A 19051-nucleotide genomic window follows, 5' to 3' on the forward strand; every position below is an offset into this window, starting at 1 on the left:
CACCCGACCTCGAACTTCTTATGCTCTTTTTTTCAGAACTTTATGGTATGTGGGATTTCATCCTTAAATTCGTGGCATGCTTTTTGGTTTTTATCAAATAAAATGAGTATTTTGACTCGATTATTAAGGTTGTTTTAACAATAAAACAAGTTTTATCACGTTTTGATAACCGGTATAATTAACCTATAAATTGTAATACATTAATTAACCCAAACATTATGAAAAAACTACTTCTACTTTTATTCGTGCTAGGCACGGGAATTGCAACTCAAGCTCAACAAAAAAATAGTAAGGAGCTTAGTGATCTATTTAGTGATGAACTATACCCTTTAGCAAAAGATGTTTCCGAATTTACAAATAATAAAGTTATTGCCCATGGTAATGTAATTTCTATTGTAAAAAGTACGGGAACAACTTCTTTAGCGAAAAAAAGAATAGAAGGTATATCTATTGAGGCATATAGCCTTTCGTTACTTACCTCTAAAGGTAAAGAAATAGCGTTAACTGATCAACTATTAGCGAATAAGGTTGTAAATAAATTTTTTGAAGTACTAAAACGTGTTAAGGAAAGTGCTAAAACTGACAACAGAGCGGAGGTTGAAGATATTCTAAATGGTCTATAACAAGATAATAATCCATTTTGCTAAAATATAAAAAGAGCGACCCAATAAGGTCGCTCTTTTTGTTTGGTGCAATTAAAAACTAAATATCATTCAACAACTTCGTGATCTCATCCAGTTTAGGGGTAAGAATCACTTCGATACGTCTGTTTTTGCTTTTTCCTGCACTGGTTGCGTTAGAGGCTACAGGTGCAAATTCTCCTCTCCCTGCTGCGGTAAGATTTTGTGGGTCAATCTTTTTGTTTTGCAATAGGATGGTTACAATGGCCGTAGCTCTCTTGGTAGATAGGTCCCAGTTGCCTGATAATTGAGCATTGCCGGTATAGGGTACATTATCGGTATGTCCTTCTATCAAAACGGCAATATCTTTATTCTCACCAAGCACGCTACCCAATTGCTTTACTGCTTTTTGTCCTTGTGATCCTACTGCCCAGCTACCGGATTCAAACAATAATTTGTTTTCCATAGAGATATATACTTTGCCATTGCGTTCTTCTACCGTAAGACCTTTACCTTCAAAATTACGTAGGGCTTTAGATATAGCAGATTTTAAGGCTTGCATTTTGGCATCTTTAGCAGCGATTAACCCTTCTAGCTCATCTACACGTTTGGCACGTGATGCCAGATCTCGTTGCAGGGCATCCAAACGATTACGCTCCTGGATCAGGGCGCGTTCTTTTTCTTCTAATTGTCGTAATAGTTCTCTGTTTTTCTTACTGTTGGCAGCAATTGCTGCAGAGCTGTTTTTTTCTAGTGCATCATAAGAGTCTTTTAGGTTTTCATAATTGGCTTGCGCTGCATTATATCTTCCCTCGAGATCATCTCGTTCTGCCTTGAGTTTTTGATAGGCTGCTTCTAATTTATCCATTGCCTTTTTATCGGCATCACAAGCTTTTTTTAAAGCTGCCAGTTTATCTCCCGTTTTGCGATGTTCTCGCTTAAGACGTGCGTATTTACCTTCTAATTCTTTGTATACTTTTGTAGTTACGCAAGAGGTCATAAGTGTACCAATAAGTACCGCAAATACAATTCTTCTAATCATTTTTTGTTATTTATGGGGTTGTTTTAATTATTTATAAATGAGTTTGATCGTAGTTTGGTTTTAATTTGCTTCGACAAGCTCAGCATGACAAATTTAATGTAATACTATTGGTCATTCCAAAACCTCGTCACACTGAGCCTTTCGAAGTGCTGTCGAAAAGTCGATGCATTTTTTTTTCATTATAAAAAGCCTATTATATAGTTGGGTTTTATACATCCAATTCTACAACAATAGGGCAATGGTCGCTGTGTTTGGCTTCTGATAAGATAAGGGCTCTTTTTAGATTATCTTGTAGTGGTTGTGATACCATACCATAATCCAGGCGCCAGCCTTTATTATTAGCTCTGGCGTTTGCCCTGTAGCTCCACCAGGAGTATTGATCTGGTTCTGTATTAAAATGCCTGAAAGAATCTATAAAACCACTATCGATAAAATTGCCTATCCATTCTCGCTCTACCGGTAAAAATCCAGACACCTTTTTATTTCGTACAGGGTCATGAATATCAATGGCTTTATGACAGATATTATAATCCCCTAGTATCACAAGATTGGGGTGATCTTTCTTTAGATCATTAATATAGGTCTGAAAATCTGCCATATATTTAAGTTTATGCTCCAAACGATCCATATTCGTTCCACTAGGCAGGTATAAACTCATTATGGATACTCCATTAAAATCAGCTCTTAGGTTACGACCTTCAAAATCCATATATTCTATCCCGGTACCGTATTCTACATGATCCGGTTCTGTCTTAGATAAAATTGCTACACCACTATAGCCTTTTTTCTGGGCGCTGTACCAATAATTATAGGAGTACCCCGCTTCAGAAAAAAGATCCAGATCTAGCTGTTCTTTGTTTGCTTTTATTTCCTGAAGACAGATAACATCAGGATCTGCTTGTTGCAACCACTCTATAAACCCCTTGTTTATTGCTGCTCTAATTCCGTTTACATTATAGGAGACGATTTTCATTGACATATTAGGTTTAAATTTTAGTAAAAATAAAACTTATGAGAGAAAATGAATACTATATGTGATAGATTTTAACCTCTGGTATCTATCTGTATTCTAATATATTTTTATGATCTTTATAGGAAACAATCACAAATCATGAAACATATGCTTAAAATAGCTTGCTTTCTTCTAATTCTTGGTGCTTACAATTGTGTTCCTGCAAAGGGAGCAAATGCAACAAATAGCACTGCATCCAATAATACATCTAAAAACGAAAATGCAAAAGAAATGAAAGAAAACGGATTTAGTAAGGGTACAATCGTTGCCAGTAAATCAGAAGGCTGCCCTTACATTCTTACTGTAGAAGAATATAATGACAGCCTTGATCCTATAAATATTAATGAGTTCTTTAAAACTGAAGTGCCACAACAGGTTTGGGTAAAATTTTCTAGTTTAAGAAGACCAAGCAGGTGTGCAGATGCCCGCCCGGTTTCTATTACAGAAATCAATATCCGTAACGAGTAGTCTACTGTACATAGAACTTAGCGGCATATTCTTTTTTCTTTTCGCCAAACCTTACAAAATAGATTCCTGATCTTGCGTATGACATATCTATGGTATATGCGAATCTGTCATTGGCATCTTTTTTAACCAGATTAGAAGCTATGATCTGCCCAAGGATATTATAAACATAAACTCTAAGCTCTGTTTCTAGTCCTGCATCTTCTTTAGTGATCAAAAATTGATCATCAGGATGAGCAACTACCAACACTTCATTTTCTATGCTTTTATTTTCGCCTATATCTACCGTATAGTCATGGGTAGTTCCAAAATCCATAGAACCACAAGGATCATTAAGATCTGCACCATTATTTGTACCGGTATCTCCGGCTCTAACTCTAAGTAAATGCTTTCCTAAAGCGGCATCACCAGGTAAAGAAAGTACGATATCCTGATCACGATTTTTTTGTTCAATAACTATATTGTTTAATAGCAGTTCAGATTCTTCAAAAACAGTATTGTCATTAAAATCAATCCATAACGATAGTCGCTCTGATTCTTCATTATCAGCAAATCCAGATTGTACTGTTAAAACAAAAGCTCCAATAGAACGATTTAAGTTAATAGTGAGGTTTTCGCTAAAATCATTATATCCCGTAGAACAGTTGATACTAGAGTTAGTAACATTAGATAATTCAAAGAATGTTATTCCATCGTTAAACTGAGCACAATCAGAAGTTGGTCTACAAAATTTTCTTTCTACTGTTCTCAGGATTGCATTATTTGCGACATCCTGATCATCTGGTAAGGCAGTTCCAACCTGGAATCCAAAATTTCCGATTCCTGTTATATCTACTTCTGCATCAAATGTGTAATTTACACTCTGCTGAGCTCCTAGGGTACCCGTAAAAACTTCATCAACTCTACCTTCATTATCCAAAATATAAAAAACCGGAATATTGGATTGTGGCGTATTACCATAGTTAAATATGGTGATAGTTACCCGTTCTGGGGCAATAGCGACACCGCTTTCTGATGTTGGCGATACTAGTTCTGTTACTCCTACGTCTTTTGGAGGTAGGTTCGTAACTTTTTTGATACTACAATCATTTTCGGGAGTTGCATCTCCTGCAAGATTAGTCTCTGCCATAATAGTATAGGTTTCATCTACACTAAGGTCAGCTTTTGTTGCAAACGAAAAAGATGTAGTCTGACCAGGATTAAGCGGTCCTGCAAATAATTCGGTAATTGGAGTGCCTCCATTAACAGAATAGTCAACAGAAATATTGCTTTGTGCTGTAGTACCAAAGTTTTTGATGGTTACTGTGATCGTTTCATCAGCTGCAAAAGAAGCTTCTTTGACAGGGGCATCAATACTCACAACCCCAACATCTGTAGTTACCACTTCTGCTACTTTAAAGACTCCTACAATATTTCTGGCATTAAAACCTCCGTTTTCATAATATTCTGCGATATGCCAAAATGTTTGGTCGTCTGTGGGATCTACAGTAAGTTGTGCATAATCACCATAACGGTTTCCTCCGTTTACCTGATCTCCTGTTCCTACTGCGATTGTTTGTTCTGCAATAGTCATGGTTCCTAATGGATCACTGGCAAGTCTACCTGTATATCTTATCGAAGCAAAGCTATTGACAGTGGCTCCATTTGCGGTGGTTCCCATTGTAGTATATCCCATACCGATATTACCAAAAATATCCATTGCCATACTTCCGCACCAGGCACTTTTCCCATCTGGAGACATATAAGTTCCTTCCTGATATACTGTCCAGGGTTGACCATCACCATTTTGTCGTAACTCATACCATCTGATTGCCGATATGTTATCTGCTACAGCATCTATATCTACTGCAAAGTTGATCAATACAGAGTTATAACTACAAAACCTTCTATAATTAGAAGCAAACATTACTGCTCCTTGTAGCACATCGATATCTGATGCTCCCCCTCCAGGTTGCGGGATATTGCTGAAAGATCCTCCATCGAATGTAGAATCAAAAGGTGTTACTGTTATTTCTTCCGCTTCTGCGATGGTAGATGAGCTTGGTGAAGCCCAGTTTACATCTATTTTCCAAAATTTTAGAGCATCTTGATCTACACCAGCCCATTCATCATCCTGGAAATATATTATTCTTGCATCTCCATCCGGGGGCAATGTGTTACCCAAAGCATTAAATGCTGCCGGGCTGTAAAAACCACCTGTTCTCGCTCCAGGAAGTGGGAAACCAACCATTTTGACATCTTCTTCTCCAAGCAACATTTTTTCACGCTCTATCACAAAGACTACTTCGCTGGTGTCTACAGAGTTTTGGTCTTTATTGGCAGTCACATAATATCCATCAGACCAGATCGAAAATTTTGTGTAATCAGGAAAACTGTCTGTATTAAAGCGATAGGTGAACCATCCATCATTTACAGGGTCTGGTCCCTGACATACTGCTACCAAAAACCCATCAGGAGTATCAGAAAACTGAGTGATTACAAATCGATCTGCAAATTGATCATAAAATACTATAGGATCTCCCAGGGTCTCTCCCGCAAATATATTTGATAACGATGATGATGCTACTAGCTCATTACCACTTCTGTCATGTATGGCAAAGGCAGAGTTTTTAGCACTAACATAATGATTAGGACCTATAGCTCCGGTAGGATCTGTAGGAGATCGACTACTTGAATTTGCTTCAAATGTAAGAGAAGGAGCTTTGCCCGCTCTCATACTTTGATTACTTTTTTGTTGTGCCAGTAGGGGATCGATCCCTCTGGGAAAACCTTTTCCGGGAACAATCTTATTAGCATCTGTTTTCCTGGGGTTAATTTCCCCTTCTCTAGGTTCTTCAGGGATTAGTTTTTTTCCTGCTAATGGTCCTACAGCTCTCATATAGGTGGCAGTACTAATCATACTTGCATTCATGGTTTTCTTTTCTTGAGAAAATCCAATGGCTACAAAAAATAGAAAAGAAACAACTATAATTTTTTTAGATAGCATAAACAATTTATTTATAGAATATATAATAAGATTGGGTTTTAACTTAGCGACTAAAATACAACTAAACTTCAAAATATGACACTGATTAGGTAGTTTATCCTAATTATTGACAAAGAAATCTGGTTTTTTTAAAGAATTATTGATATTTATTAACCAAAAAGCTGCTGTATTATCAGCAGCTTTTTTGAGGAAAAACCTTATTTGTAAAGTTATTTTAGCCAGTATTCGGCATCTGTTTTTTCTGAGATAATAGCTTTGAGTTCAGTTATAGGAACTCTTTTTTGTTCCATTGTATCTCGATCTCTTATGGTAACGGTATTGTCATTTACAGTATCGTGATCTATGGTAATACAAAATGGAGTTCCGTTGGCATCTTGTCTTCTATAACGACGCCCGATAGCATCTTTTTCGTCATAAACTACATTGAATTTCCATTTTAGATCATCAACAATTTTTTGAGCGATCTCTGGTAAGCCATCTTTTTTGACCAACGGAAGTATTGCTGCTTTTATAGGAGCAACTACTGCTGGTAGTTTTAAGACAACCCTACTGGAACCATCCTCTAATTCTTCATCTTGCAAAGCGGTAGAGAAGACTGCCAAAAACATTCTATCCAGTCCTACAGAGGTTTCTACTACATAAGGAACATAGCTTTCTTTTAATTCTGGATCAAAAAATTGTAATTTTTTCCCAGAATATTCTTCATGTGCTTTAAGGTCAAAATCTGTTCTGGAGTGGATTCCTTCTAACTCTTTAAACCCAAAAGGAAAATCAAACTCTATATCGGCAGCAGCATTAGCGTAATGTGCTAATTTATCATGATCATGAAAACGATAATTTTCTTTGCCCAATCCTAAGGATAAATGCCAGTTTAGTCTGGTTTCTTTCCAATATTCATACCATTTCATTTCTTCGCCAGGACGTACAAAGAATTGCATTTCCATTTGTTCGAATTCTCGCATTCTAAAAATAAATTGACGAGCGACGATTTCATTTCTAAATGCTTTTCCGGTTTGAGCGATACCAAAAGGTATTTTCATACGACCGGTTTTCTGAACATTCAAAAAGTTTACAAAAATCCCTTGTGCAGTTTCTGGTCTTAAGAATAAATCGGTAGCAGAGTCTGCAGATGCCCCTAATTTTGTTCCGAACATTAAGTTAAACTGTCGTACTTCGGTCCAGTTTTTAGAGCCTGTTTCAGGATCTGCAATTCCTAACTCTTCTATAAGTGCTTTTACATCAGCAAGATCATCATTATCCAGAGACTTTGCCATGCGTTTTATAACCTCTTCTTTTTGAGAAAGATATTTTACAACTCTTGGATTGGTTGATACGAATTGCGCTTCGTCAAAAGATTCACCAAAACGTTTTTTGGCTTTAGCGATTTCCTTTTGTGCTTTTTGATTTAGCTTTTCTGCATAATCCTCTATAAGCACATCGGCTCTGTATCTTTTCTTAGAATCTTTATTGTCAATAAGAGGATCACTAAATGCATCAACGTGGCCCGAGGCTTTCCAGGTGGTTGGATGCATAAAAATTGCAGCATCCAGACCCACAATATTCTGGTGCATGTTTACCATACTTTTCCACCAGTATTCTCTTATGTTTTTTTTAAGTTCTACTCCATTTTGACCATAATCATATACAGCGCTCAATCCGTCATAAATCTCACTAGAACCAAAAATATACCCATACTCCTTTGCATGGGCTATAACTTTTTTAAATTTATCTTCTTGCTTTGCCATGGCGCAAAAATAACTGAATTTAAATGAATTGAAAACGAATCTTATTTTGTTTTTAGTAAAATTTAGAAATTTTGATAAAGGCATAAAAAAAACCGCCATATTGATATCAATATGGCGGCTTACGTTTTGTCCTAGAAAATTATCTTAATTCAAACTGTGTGTTTGAGATCATTCTTGGTCCAGAGAAAAGGTTTACAATATAGTTCCCTTTTACAAGCTCTCCTTGCGCTGCATCAACTAAGATACATACATCTAATGCTTCATTTTCATAAAATACTTTGTTGGTTCCACTATATGTTAATGCAGCACCTTCAAAGTTTACAGATATTTTATCACCGATTAGAACATTTTCAGGATTTACTACCTGTACAAAAAGGTTTTTGTCTCCTTTTTCAGTCAATTTATTAGGTGAAAGAGTAAAACAAACTCTCACTTTTTCAGATCTACTAGCTTTAGACGAAGTAGTAATTTTACCACTATTACGTACACGTACTCCTTCTGCTTTGATATTGGCAGCAGTAAGTGCAGAACCTCTTTCTACTATTTCGGCAAGTTTACTGTTCTGTGTTTGTAGAGAATCAGATAAGATGATTCTTTGATTTAATGCTACAGAAGTACTGTCTAGATCTGTTGTTAATTGTGTATTGGCAACTGTAAGACTGTCGGCAAGCTTAAATAATCTTTCACGCTCTTTTTTCAGTTTTCCTACTTCTCTTCTATAGCGAGATATTAATGCAAGATTTGCGTCATTGTCTTTTACACTATCCAATAAGACTACAATACGTTCTTTGGCTTTAAGTAGATGATCATCCATCACTTCGTTAAGAGCAATAGCATTATCGTACTTTGTAATTAATTCTCCTAATTCACTTTCAATTAGATCCTTTTCCTGTTGCAAAATTGCTTTATTTTGCTTCTCTTCGTTATAAAACTTATACGTAAAAATCCCTAGAATAAGCAACAGTGCTCCTAGAACACCGATTAGAATTTTTAGGGTCAAGTTATTGTTTTGAGTTGTCATAATTAAATTTTATAATTTTTGATGGTTATTTTAATTGCTAAATATAATAATTAATGTTAATCTCCATTGTAAAATGCTTAGAGACTTAATTTATTTATTTTATCCTATATACTGTGCTGCTTGTGACAATCCTCTATATAAAAACGAACGAGTATTGTGCACTTCTTGCAGGCATGAACTCCCGTTGGGGAATTTTCATAACGTAAACGCTAAAAAAATTGAAAAAGTATTTTATGGGCGTTCCAAAATTGAAAATGCAACCTCATTATTGGTGTTTCAGAAGGATAGTCTGGTGCAAAATTTAATCCATAACTTAAAGTATAGAGGAAGAGAAGAGATAGGGGAAGAACTAGGAAAATGGTTAGGTTATGAAATATCTCAAATACCTGATTATCAAAATATTGATGCGGTTATTCCTGTTCCGTTACACAAAAGAAGAATGCGCGAAAGAGGGTATAATCAGGTAGAACGATTTGGTGTTGAAATTGCTAAAAAAATTGATGCAAAATACATTGATTCTGTATTGAAAAAAAATTCCTACAATAAAAAACAATCTAAACACGGAAAGTTCTATAGATGGATAAATACGGTTGAAACATTTGGGATAAAAAATGAGTCTTTACTTAGAAATAAACATATTTTATTGGTTGATGATATAGTTACGACAGGTGCTACTATTGAATCATGCGTAAATGTATTGAAATCAATTCCTGGAATTAAAATAAGTATTGCTACTATGGCAATAACTGAGTAATTTTTGAGATTTGACTAACTGATATATTGTAATGTTGAATTTTTTACATGTTAAACCTAACCATAGAAGTAAGATTAATATGACTTATGACACTGGAGATTTATTTTAAGTTTTTTGTTTTTTAAATATAGTTGTTTCTTTGTGCCTTAAAATTATTGCGGAGATTATGAGCAGAAGAATAAATATGGTATTGCTTACCTTGGTATTGCTAATTGTAGTGATTGGTTGTGCCAAAAGAGGTTCGATAACCGGGGGTCCTAAAGATGAAACACCTCCTGTTTTTATCAAGGCTTTTCCTCCTAATTTCTCGACCAATTTTGATAAAAATGAGATCCGAATATATTTTGATGAATATATAAAATTAAAGGATCCTCAAAAGCAGATTATTGTATCGCCACCTATGGATCCCAAACCGACGATCACCCCTTTGGGAGGAGCGAGTAAATTCATAAAAATCAAATTTCTGGATACTTTGTTAGCAAATACAACTTATAGTATCAATTTTGGAGAAAGCGTTGTCGATAATAATGAAGGTAACCCTAATTCATTTTTTAGGTATGTTTTTTCTACTGGTGATTTTCTTGATTCACTTAGTATAAAAGGAACCATTGCTGATGCTATCCAAAAAAAGCCAGATTCTTATGTAACCGTGGCGTTGTACGAAGTTGATGAGGATTATAGTGATTCATTAGTGTATCAGACTGTTCCTAGATATATTACTAATACTTTGGATAGTCTGGATTTTAGTTTGCATAATCTGAAAGAAGGAAAATTTAAACTCATAGCGCTAAAAGACGCGTCTAACAATTACCTTTATGAACCCAAATCTGATAAAATAGGGTTTTATGAGGAAATCATTACACTTCCTGAAGATACTGCCAAGGTTTTTGATCTTAAAATATTTAAAGAAATACTTGATTTTAAAGCATTAAAACCAAAACAGACCTCAAAAAATGAGTTTATCTTTCCATACGAAGGTGCAAGAGATAGTATGAAGATTAAATTGTATAGCGATACACCTGATGATTTTGACACACGGGTTTTTCCTGATAAAGAAAAAGATACATTGCACTATTGGTTTAGACCCTTTTTTGAGACTGATACACTGCGATTTGAAATAACAAATTCAAAAACTTATCGTGATACGCTAATTACACGATTTAAAGATCAATATAAGGACTCTCTTATCGTGTCGTCTTCTATACGATCAACTCTTCCTCTTAATAAAGATTTTGTTTTTTCGGCAAACACACCTTTGGATAGTATCAATGAAAAATTAATTTCGCTAACGGATAAAGATACTCTGGAGATTCCTTTTTCTATAGATTTGGATGTCTCTAAAAATGAAGCTCGACTTAATTTTGAAAAAACAGAAAGTAATGTGTATAGCTTACGCTTTTTGCCTGAAGCAATTAAAGATTATATCGGTAATGTTAATGATACCATAAATATTAGTTTTAGTACCAAAAAACTAGCAGATTATGGGACTATTTTCTTAACTCTTCAGAATGTAGAAACGTATCCTGTTTTGGTTCAGATTACCAATGAAAAAGAAGAGGTTGTCATAGAAAAAGTGGTTAATACTCCTGAAACCCTTGTTTTTGATCATCTTAATCCTAACAAGTATTATATTAGAGTGGTCTTTGATAGCAATGGTAATGGAAAATGGGATACTGGTAATTTTCTTAAAGGATTACAACCTGAAGAAATACGTTATTTTGCCGAACCAATTGATGTAAGAGCAAATTGGGAAATTAAACAAACCTTTATATTAAACTAACTTAAAATTATCTCGATCCTCTAAAAAAGACAACTTACTTCGTGTATTTTTTATGTGTGAAAAGGATAAGGTAGCATGCAAGATCGTTTCTTTCTCAATGGGATTTTCTTCTAAAACCGAATTTCCCAAAACATCATATACGGCAGAATGACCATTGTATTCATATCCTTTACCATCAAGCCCTATACGATTTACTCCAATGCAATAGCACATATTTTCTATCGCTCTAGCTTTGAGCAATACATCCCAGGCATTAATCCGAAGCTTTGGCCAACTGGCAACATATAATAAAACGTCATAACCAGAAGTGTTTCTAGCCCAGACCGGAAATCTAAGATCGTAACAAATGAGAGGTTTAATCTTCCATCCTTTATATTCGATAATAACATCTTTTTGTCCTGCTGTAAATACTTCTTGTTCTTTTGCCAATGTAAACAACTGATGCTTGTCATATGTTTTGTAAGTGCCATTAGGAAACATAAAAATCAAACGATTATAATACTTGTCATTTTCTTCAATAATTATACTTCCTACGATGGCGCAATTTGATTTTTTAGCCATTTTGGTAAGCCATTGTAAAGAATCTCCTTCCATTTTTTCAGCTACTTCGAGAGCATTCATTGTAAATCCGGTGGTAAACATTTCGGGTAAAACAATGAGGTCTACTTTTTGGGATATAGCATTTATCTTTTGAGTAAAAGCCGCACGGTTTTGAACTGGATTTTCCCATGCCAGGTGAGATTGAAGTAATACAATGTCTAAGGTCTCTTTCATTTATATGATTTAATTGCTTTTAAATACAGCGAATATTCTCTTTTCTTTGTTGTCATTATCCATTGATTAAAAATAATAAAACCTAACGTTTAATCTATTAGTTTGTAATCTTTGTTTGTTTTTTTGCATCTATTAAAATTTGCTTTGTCCTATGTGCTGTTTCTTCAGTAATGGGTTGCATCCTTTGTAATATTATAACAATTGTTGTCCGTTTCATGTTAAAAAATACGTATTAGCCCTTTGGTAACTTTCTAATTCACGCCATTTATAGCGTAATCAATATCAATTCGATTTATGAACATTTGTTATTATGGCAATAGAGAAAAACGAAGCTCTTAAAAAGGCTATTGGAGAACGTATCAGAGAATTAAGGATCAAAGCTAACTATACAAGCTATGAAACATTTGCCCTTGATAATGACTTGCCTAGAAAGAATTATTGGCGTTTAGAAAAAGGATACAATTTTACAATCGAAACCCTGCTCCGTATTGTTAGTATTCATGATATCACCCTCGAAGAATTTTTTAAGGGGATAAAATAAGCACAACCTAAATAGTATATTACTTATCGCTTACTTTGTATTGTATTTTCCTTTTTTAAAAGGAGCAATCCTAAAAAGAAGTATTACTGCTAAAAGGGGTGTAATTAATGATTTTTTAGTAAAAAGCCAAAAGCTTTGTTAAAAAATCATATTTACCTAACAATTATTTTATATAGTAACCCAAATTCACTCTTCTTTTTTCTAGAAAATCCTTATTTTCGCAGACTTAACAGAAAGAACGATCAAATGAGCACGAAGTTTCCTGAATATAAAGGACTTGACCTACCCAAGGTAGCTGACGAAATACTAGATTTCTGGCAACAGAATTCTATTTTTGAAAAAAGTATAAGTGAGCGTGATGGAGCAGAACCGTTTGTATTTTTTGAAGGTCCGCCTTCGGCAAATGGATTACCTGGAATCCATCATGTAATGGCTCGTGCGATTAAAGATATTTTTTGTCGATACAAGACACAAAAAGGATACCAGGTAAAACGTAAGGCCGGATGGGATACCCATGGTCTGCCGATAGAGCTTGGGGTAGAGAAAGAATTAGGAATTACCAAAGAGGATATTGGTAAAAAGATTTCTGTAGAAGAATATAACGAGGCATGTAAAAAAGCCGTAATGCGTTATACAGATATCTGGAATGACCTTACTCAAAAAATTGGATATTGGGTAGATATGGATGATCCATATATTACCTATAAATCCAAATACATGGAAAGTGTATGGTGGCTACTATCACAGATTTATAAAAAAGGATTATTATACAAAGGCTACACCATTCAACCTTATTCTCCTAAGGCAGGAACCGGATTAAGTTCTCATGAGCTTAATCAACCAGGAACCTATCAGGATGTTACGGATACCACAGTGGTGGCTCAGTTTAAAACTATAGAAAATACATTACCCTCATTTCTGAAAGATGTAGAAGGAGATATTTATTTTCTGGCTTGGACGACTACTCCCTGGACACTTCCTTCTAATACAGCATTAACTGTTGGACCAAAAATTGATTATGTTGTTGTAAAAACATATAATCAATATACTTTTGAGCCTATAAACGTAATTCTTGCTAAGAACTTAGTGGGAAAACAGTTTGCAGGAAAATATGTTTTGGCAGAATCAGAATCAGAAGTAAGTACCTTTAAAGAAGGAGATAAGAAGATACCTTATTTTGTTTCAAAAGAATTTAAAGGAGCAGATCTGGTAGATATTCGTTATGAGCAGCTTATTGATTATGTACAGCCCTATCATAATCCAGAGAATGCGTTTAGAGTTATTACTGGTGATTTTGTAACCACCGAAGACGGAACAGGAATCGTACATACATCACCTACTTTTGGTGCAGATGATGCATTGGTGGCTAAACAAGCTAAGCCAGAGGTACCGGCCTTATTGGTTATGGACGAAAACGATAATCTCGTGCCAACGGTAGATTTACAAGGTAGATTTATCAAGCAAATGGGAGATTTGGGTGGTAAATATGTTAAAAATGAATACTATAATGATGGTGATGCTCCCGAAAAATCAGTAGATGTAGAAATAGCTATTAAGCTAAAAATCGAGAATAGAGCGTTTAAGGTCGAAAAATATGTACACAGTTATCCAAATTGCTGGCGTACAGATAAACCTATATTGTATTATCCATTAGATTCCTGGTTTATAAAAGTTACCGATTTTAAAGATCGTATGCACGAGCTTAATCTAGGAATAAACTGGAAGCCTAAAGCTACTGGTGAAGGACGTTTTGGTAACTGGTTGGCAAACGCCAATGATTGGAATTTATCCCGATCTCGTTTTTGGGGTATACCATTACCTATATGGAGAACAGAAGATGGCAAGGAGGAAATGATTATAGGTTCTGTTGAAGAATTAAAAGCAGAAATGGAGAAATCTGTTAATGCTGGAGTTCTGGAGGCAGATATCTTTTCTGACTTTGTTGTTGGGGATATGAGTGAAGAAAACTATGATAAAATTGACCTTCATAAAAATATTGTAGATCAAATTACTTTGGTTTCACCTTCAGGGAAGACCATGAAGCGCGAGAGTGATCTTATTGATGTATGGTTTGACTCTGGGTCTATGCCATATGCACAATGGCATTATCCTTTTGAAAATAAAGACAAGGTAGATGCGGGAGAAAGAAAAGCTGACTTTATCGCAGAGGGAGTTGATCAAACTCGAGGATGGTTCTATACATTACATGCTATAGGAACCATGATCTTTGATGATGTAGCATATAAAAATGTAGTGTCTAATGGGTTGGTATTGGATAAAAATGGGCAGAAAATGTCAAAAAGACTTGGTAATGCTGCCGATCCATTCGAAACTCTAAAAACATATGGTCCCGATGCTACCAGATGGTATATGATTAGTAATGCTAATCCTTGGGATAATCTAAAATTTGATCTTGAAGGAATAGCAGAGGTGCGTCGTAAGTTTTTTGGAACATTATACAATACCTACTCTTTCTTTACTTTGTATTCTAATATCGATAATTTCTCATATGCAGAAGCTGATATTCCATTAGCAGAACGTCCTGAAATTGATCGTTGGATATTGAGTGAATTACATACCTTAATCAAAAAAGTAGATACTTTTTATAACGATTATGAACCTACAAAAGCCGCTAGAGCTATCTCTGATTTTGTACAAGAAAATCTAAGTAACTGGTTTGTGCGTTTAAGTAGAAGAAGATATTGGAAAGGAGATTATCAACAAGATAAAATATCTGCTTACCAAACATTATATACCTGCATGCTTACGGTTGCTAAATTAGGTTCACCAATCGCGCCATTTTTTATGGATCGATTGTATAAAGATTTGATAGCAGGTACAGGAAAAGAAACTTTTGAAAGTGTTCATTTGGCTCATTTCCCAGAGTATAATGAAGATTTTGTAGATGCAGCATTAGAACACAAAATGCAAAAGGCACAAACTATTTCTTCTATGGTGCTTTCTCTTCGTCAAAAAGAAAAGATCAAAGTAAGACAGCCTTTGCAGCGCATTATGATACCTGTATTGAATGAAGCAGAAAAAAACGAAATAAATGACATTGCAACTCTAATAAAAAATGAGGTAAATGTTAAAGAAATAGAACTTATTGATGATGCTTCGGGTATTCTTGTAAAGCAAATTAAGCCTAATTTTAAAACATTAGGACCTAGATTTGGTAAAGATATGAAGTTGATTTCCAACAAGATACAATCATTTGATCAAGAAGTAATCAAAATACTTGAACAAACAGGTCATTTTGATATAGAAATTAATGATAAAATTATTACATTAGGTACCGATGATGTAGAAATAAGCTCTCAAGATATTGAGGGTTGGTTAGTAGCTAATTCAGGAGCTTTAACCGTCGCATTGGATGTTTCGATAAGTCCCGAGCTAAAAAAAGAAGGAATTGCCAGAGAACTTGTTAATCGTATTCAAAACATCCGTAAAGATAGCGGATTGGAAGTGACTGATAAGATAGAAATTGTTTTCTTAGAGAATCAGGCTATACAAGATGCTATTGCTACTAATGAGAATTATATTAAAAACGAAACCTTAACCGAGACAATTGAATTTGCATCAGATGTAATAAATGGTACAGAAATTGCGTTTGACGACATTGCAACCCAATTGATAATTAAAAAACATTAGAATATGGCAGAAGATATCAAAGTAAGGCACAGTGACGCTAATTTAGCAATGTTCAAGGAAATTATTCTTGACAAAATGGAAAAAGCACAGAAAGATTTGGAATTACTTAGAAGTGCATATAAAAATGATGGGAATAACGGTACAGATGACACTTCACCAACCTTTAAAGCATTTGAAGAAGGTAGTGAGACCATGTCTAAAGAGGCAAATACACAGCTTGCAATAAGACAAGAGAAATTTGTACGCGACTTAAAGAATGCATTATTACGTATTGAAAATAAAACATATGGAGTTTGTCGTGTAACTGGTAAATTGATTAACCCAGAGCGATTAAAATTAGTTCCGCATGCTACACTAAGCATTGAAGCGAAAAATATGCAGAGTTAGTATAAGCAGAACCGTAAAATTATATAGTAGACCTCTTAGGATTTTAACCCTAAGAGGTCTTTTTTTTATCTTGTATGTAACCTTTTTAAAAAAATCAGGTATTAACTATAGAAACCAATCAAAAGAGTAATCTTGAAAAATCTAACCGACGAAGAATTAATGATTTTGGTATCCAATGGCAATTTGGATATGATGAGTGTTCTTTTTGATAGATATCATATTAAGATCTTTAATTTCATACAAAAGATGACTAGAGACAGAGAAATTAGCGAAGATATAACGCAAGAAGTTTTTTATAAAGCAATTAAATACCGAAGCTCATATAGGAAAGGGAAGTTTTCAGCATGGATTTACACTATCGCCAGAAACATATTTTCTGATCACTATCAAAATCAGAAAAACAAAGATGAACGTTTTGAGAATGTAGCATATAAAGTAGAGCAAAAAGAACAGGATTATATCGAAAGCAAAGAAGTTAATGAAGAGCTGTATAGAGCCTTGAATCAATTAAGTAAAACAGATAAACAATTGGTGATTATGAATCGATATCAAGGGATTAAATATCAAGAAATAGCCGAAATCACAGGTTCGACAGCAGGTGCCGTAAAAACCAAAGTGCATAGGGCTATTCATAAATTAAAAAATCATTATTTACAAAATGCCTAAGTCATGAATTGTAAACATATAAAAAATCAACTCATCGATTATATAGATGATAATCTGGACAAAGAAACCAGTAAAAAAATCCAAACACATCTAGCTAGTTGTAAAAGCTGTAGTGAAGACTTGCAAGAACTACACAATGTTTTTGAAGCAATAGATGATACTCCAGTAGAACTCCCCAGTAAAAAACTGAGGATGAATTTTGAAAAGATGTTGGTACAAGAAAAAGAACTGGATGATGACTCAAAAGTGGTGTCATTACATCGAGAATCTAAGAATTCATGGAAAGTGGCAATGCAGATTGCTGCAACTATTGCACTTGTAGTTTGTGGGTATTTCTATGGAAAACTAGAAAAGACCGAATCTTTTTCTCAAGAAATAGCAGTATTAGAGAAAGAAAAATATCAAATGAAACAAACTATGACTATTTCTTTAATAGAAAATGAATCCGCTAGCAAACGTTTGCAAGCAGTAAACTATGCAGAAGAGTTTGAAAAACCAGGAAATGATATCCTAAACGCATTAATAAGTAAAATGCATTATGATGATCATATAAATGTGCGACTAGCTGCAGCAGAAGCACTAAGTAAATTTTCAGATTCAGAGATAGTACGTAAAGCTTTAATACATGCTTTGGATATGGAACAAGATTCAGGTATGCAAATTGAATTAATTCAAATATTAGTTTCTATTCAGGAAAAACGCGCAGTTCCTGCTATGGAAAAATTACTTCAAAACAAAGAAACCCTTGATTACGTAAAAGATCAAGTAAAAATAGGGTTGCCTAGTTTAATTTAAAAGTTCAATCGAAAAACAAATAATTATGAAAAAAATAGCAATAGCATTAATAGTATTTATTGCATCAGGAAATCTAATTGCACAAGATTACACACATTCATTGCAAGGAATAAAAAAGGTAAAAATACATTCATCTCCAGGAGTAACTGTAAAAGCTTATGACAAAAATGAACTGCTCATTAAAGGAGAAGAGGGACTTGAAAAGCCTGATAAAGCAAAAGGCTTAAAAGCTGTGTATTCTGGTGGGACAGATAATACCGGAATAGGAATACATATTGAGAAAGAAGGTAGTGTATTAGTTGTTAAAAATCTTAGAAATATGCATGGTCCTGGTATTCAGATTTACCTACCTAAGAACACGAATGTTTCTGTAGAAAATCATGGGATAAGCAGTTTGCAAATTAGTGGCTTTTCTTCTGAAATTGAAGCCAAAACCAATGTAGGAGGGATAGAAATCAAAGATGTCACTGGTCCCATTGTTGCCAAAAGTGCTGCAGGAGGAATTACTGTAATATTTGACAAAGTAAACCAATCATCACCAATATCAATCGTTTCTTCTGCTGGAGATGTAGATGTAAGCTTGCCTTCTAGTACTCCAGCAAATCTAAACCTGAAAGCCGTTATGGGGGAGATCTATACAGATTTTGATTTAAAAATCCCTGCTGAAGATAATGATATGAAAATTGTGGGTGGTAGAAAATCAATAGAAACAAAAATTAATAATGGAGGAGTGGATATTACCCTACGATCTGCTGTAGGCAGTATTTACTTGAGAAAGAAATAAAAGAGGTCATCAATCAATCAAAAAACAA

16 protein-coding genes are annotated in these 19051 nt (G+C 34.6%); 10 read left to right on the forward strand and 6 right to left on the reverse strand.

Features of this window, described 5'->3' with window-relative positions:
- The first annotated feature begins 218 nt into the window (after positions 1 to 218).
- On the forward strand, positions 219 to 623 hold the full coding sequence (locus tag C1X07_RS06915) for a hypothetical protein (protein ID WP_103069247.1): 405 nt from the start codon (positions 219 to 221) through the stop codon (positions 621 to 623).
- Between the two features lie 79 nt (positions 624 to 702).
- Here the strand turns inward: C1X07_RS06915 and C1X07_RS06920 are convergent, their stop codons facing one another.
- Both C1X07_RS06920 and C1X07_RS06925 read right to left on the reverse strand, forming a co-directional pair.
- The gene (locus C1X07_RS06920; RefSeq protein WP_103069248.1) at positions 703 to 1662 is read right to left on the reverse strand and encodes an OmpA/MotB family protein; all 960 of its coding nucleotides are present in this window, start codon (positions 1660 to 1662) and stop codon (positions 703 to 705) included.
- 208 nt (positions 1663 to 1870) lie between these two features.
- Complete coding sequence (locus C1X07_RS06925; protein ID WP_103069249.1) at positions 1871 to 2635, reverse strand: exodeoxyribonuclease III; 765 nt, start codon at positions 2633 to 2635, stop codon at positions 1871 to 1873.
- 147 nt (positions 2636 to 2782) lie between these two features.
- Here C1X07_RS06925 and C1X07_RS06930 point away from each other — a divergent pair, with 147 nt between their 5' ends.
- Positions 2783 to 3142: a hypothetical protein gene (locus C1X07_RS06930; RefSeq protein ID WP_128755215.1), complete on the forward strand. Its 360-nt coding sequence runs from the start codon at positions 2783 to 2785 to the stop codon at positions 3140 to 3142.
- Position 3143: 1 nt separating this feature from the next.
- Here C1X07_RS06930 and C1X07_RS06935 read toward each other — a convergent pair whose 3' ends face one another.
- The 3 genes from C1X07_RS06935 to C1X07_RS06945 form a co-directional block, all read right to left on the reverse strand.
- Complete coding sequence (locus C1X07_RS06935; RefSeq protein ID WP_103069251.1) at positions 3144 to 6125, reverse strand: GEVED domain-containing protein; 2982 nt, start codon at positions 6123 to 6125, stop codon at positions 3144 to 3146.
- A 209-nt stretch (positions 6126 to 6334) separates the two neighbouring features.
- Complete coding sequence (locus tag C1X07_RS06940) at positions 6335 to 7870, reverse strand: glycine--tRNA ligase (protein ID WP_103069252.1); 1536 nt, start codon at positions 7868 to 7870, stop codon at positions 6335 to 6337.
- A gap of 139 nt (positions 7871 to 8009) precedes the next feature.
- Positions 8010 to 8891: a hypothetical protein gene (locus C1X07_RS06945; protein WP_103069253.1), complete on the reverse strand. Its 882-nt coding sequence runs from the start codon at positions 8889 to 8891 to the stop codon at positions 8010 to 8012.
- A 73-nt stretch (positions 8892 to 8964) separates the two neighbouring features.
- Between C1X07_RS06945 and C1X07_RS06950 the strand changes: the two genes are divergently transcribed.
- A complete protein-coding gene (locus C1X07_RS06950; protein WP_103069254.1) occupies positions 8965 to 9645 on the forward strand; it encodes a ComF family protein in 681 nt (226 codons plus the stop codon).
- A 166-nt stretch (positions 9646 to 9811) separates the two neighbouring features.
- A complete protein-coding gene (locus C1X07_RS06955) occupies positions 9812 to 11425 on the forward strand; it encodes an Ig-like domain-containing protein (RefSeq protein WP_103069255.1) in 1614 nt (537 codons plus the stop codon).
- On the opposite strand, the gene C1X07_RS06960 is transcribed toward C1X07_RS06955, so the two are convergent.
- Positions 11417 to 12199 (reverse strand): amidohydrolase, encoded by a 783-nt coding sequence (locus C1X07_RS06960; protein WP_103069256.1) that lies wholly within the window; start codon positions 12197 to 12199, stop codon positions 11417 to 11419. The two genes, C1X07_RS06955 and C1X07_RS06960, sit on opposite strands and share 9 nt — an antisense overlap.
- Positions 12200 to 12509: 310 nt before the next feature.
- On the opposite strand from C1X07_RS06960, the gene C1X07_RS06965 reads away from it, so the two are divergent.
- The 6 genes from C1X07_RS06965 (at position 12510) to C1X07_RS06990 (ending at position 19023) form a co-directional block, all read left to right on the forward strand.
- Positions 12510 to 12740, forward strand: a complete 231-nt coding sequence (locus tag C1X07_RS06965) for a helix-turn-helix transcriptional regulator (protein ID WP_103069257.1) — start codon at positions 12510 to 12512, stop codon at positions 12738 to 12740.
- A gap of 246 nt (positions 12741 to 12986) precedes the next feature.
- Positions 12987 to 16391, forward strand: coding sequence for an isoleucine--tRNA ligase (ileS, locus tag C1X07_RS06970; protein ID WP_103069258.1), 3405 nt, complete (start codon positions 12987 to 12989; stop codon positions 16389 to 16391).
- Between the two features lie 3 nt (positions 16392 to 16394).
- Entirely contained in the window at positions 16395 to 16778 is a 384-nt protein-coding gene (locus tag C1X07_RS06975; RefSeq protein WP_103069259.1) for a TraR/DksA family transcriptional regulator, read from the forward strand.
- Positions 16779 to 16910: 132 nt separating this feature from the next.
- A complete protein-coding gene (locus C1X07_RS06980) occupies positions 16911 to 17444 on the forward strand; it encodes an RNA polymerase sigma factor (protein ID WP_128755216.1) in 534 nt (177 codons plus the stop codon).
- Between the two features lie 3 nt (positions 17445 to 17447).
- Positions 17448 to 18239, forward strand: a complete 792-nt coding sequence (locus C1X07_RS06985; RefSeq protein ID WP_103069616.1) for a HEAT repeat domain-containing protein — start codon at positions 17448 to 17450, stop codon at positions 18237 to 18239.
- Positions 18240 to 18264: 25 nt separating this feature from the next.
- Entirely contained in the window at positions 18265 to 19023 is a 759-nt protein-coding gene (locus C1X07_RS06990; RefSeq protein WP_103069261.1) for a DUF4097 family beta strand repeat-containing protein, read from the forward strand.
- Positions 19024 to 19051 lie beyond the last annotated feature (28 nt).

The organism is Aquimarina sediminis, assembly GCF_002895435.1.
Taxonomy (GTDB): Bacteria; Bacteroidota; Bacteroidia; order Flavobacteriales; family Flavobacteriaceae; genus Aquimarina; species Aquimarina sediminis.

What these genes read in the sequence shown, in the direction of transcription:
- C1X07_RS06940 (WP_103069252.1), bottom strand. Translation starts at nt 7,870, where the DNA reads ATGGCAAAGCAAGAAGATAAATTTAAAAAAGTTATAGCCCATGCAAAG.
- C1X07_RS06925 (WP_103069249.1), bottom strand. Translation starts at nt 2,635, where the DNA reads ATGAAAATCGTCTCCTATAATGTAAACGGAATTAGAGCAGCAATAAAC.
- C1X07_RS06985 (WP_103069616.1), top strand. Translation starts at nt 17,448, where the DNA reads ATGAATTGTAAACATATAAAAAATCAACTCATCGATTATATAGATGAT.
- C1X07_RS06990 (WP_103069261.1), top strand. Translation starts at nt 18,265, where the DNA reads ATGAAAAAAATAGCAATAGCATTAATAGTATTTATTGCATCAGGAAAT.
- C1X07_RS06955 (WP_103069255.1), top strand. Translation starts at nt 9,812, where the DNA reads ATGAGCAGAAGAATAAATATGGTATTGCTTACCTTGGTATTGCTAATT.
- ileS (WP_103069258.1), top strand. Translation starts at nt 12,987, where the DNA reads ATGAGCACGAAGTTTCCTGAATATAAAGGACTTGACCTACCCAAGGTA.
- C1X07_RS06965 (WP_103069257.1), top strand. Translation starts at nt 12,510, where the DNA reads ATGGCAATAGAGAAAAACGAAGCTCTTAAAAAGGCTATTGGAGAACGT.
- C1X07_RS06950 (WP_103069254.1), top strand. Translation starts at nt 8,965, where the DNA reads ATGCTTAGAGACTTAATTTATTTATTTTATCCTATATACTGTGCTGCT.
- C1X07_RS06945 (WP_103069253.1), bottom strand. Translation starts at nt 8,891, where the DNA reads ATGACAACTCAAAACAATAACTTGACCCTAAAAATTCTAATCGGTGTT.
- C1X07_RS06930 (WP_128755215.1), top strand. Translation starts at nt 2,783, where the DNA reads ATGCTTAAAATAGCTTGCTTTCTTCTAATTCTTGGTGCTTACAATTGT.
- C1X07_RS06935 (WP_103069251.1), bottom strand. Translation starts at nt 6,125, where the DNA reads ATGCTATCTAAAAAAATTATAGTTGTTTCTTTTCTATTTTTTGTAGCC.
- C1X07_RS06960 (WP_103069256.1), bottom strand. Translation starts at nt 12,199, where the DNA reads ATGAAAGAGACCTTAGACATTGTATTACTTCAATCTCACCTGGCATGG.
- C1X07_RS06920 (WP_103069248.1), bottom strand. Translation starts at nt 1,662, where the DNA reads ATGATTAGAAGAATTGTATTTGCGGTACTTATTGGTACACTTATGACC.
- C1X07_RS06975 (WP_103069259.1), top strand. Translation starts at nt 16,395, where the DNA reads ATGGCAGAAGATATCAAAGTAAGGCACAGTGACGCTAATTTAGCAATG.
- C1X07_RS06915 (WP_103069247.1), top strand. Translation starts at nt 219, where the DNA reads ATGAAAAAACTACTTCTACTTTTATTCGTGCTAGGCACGGGAATTGCA.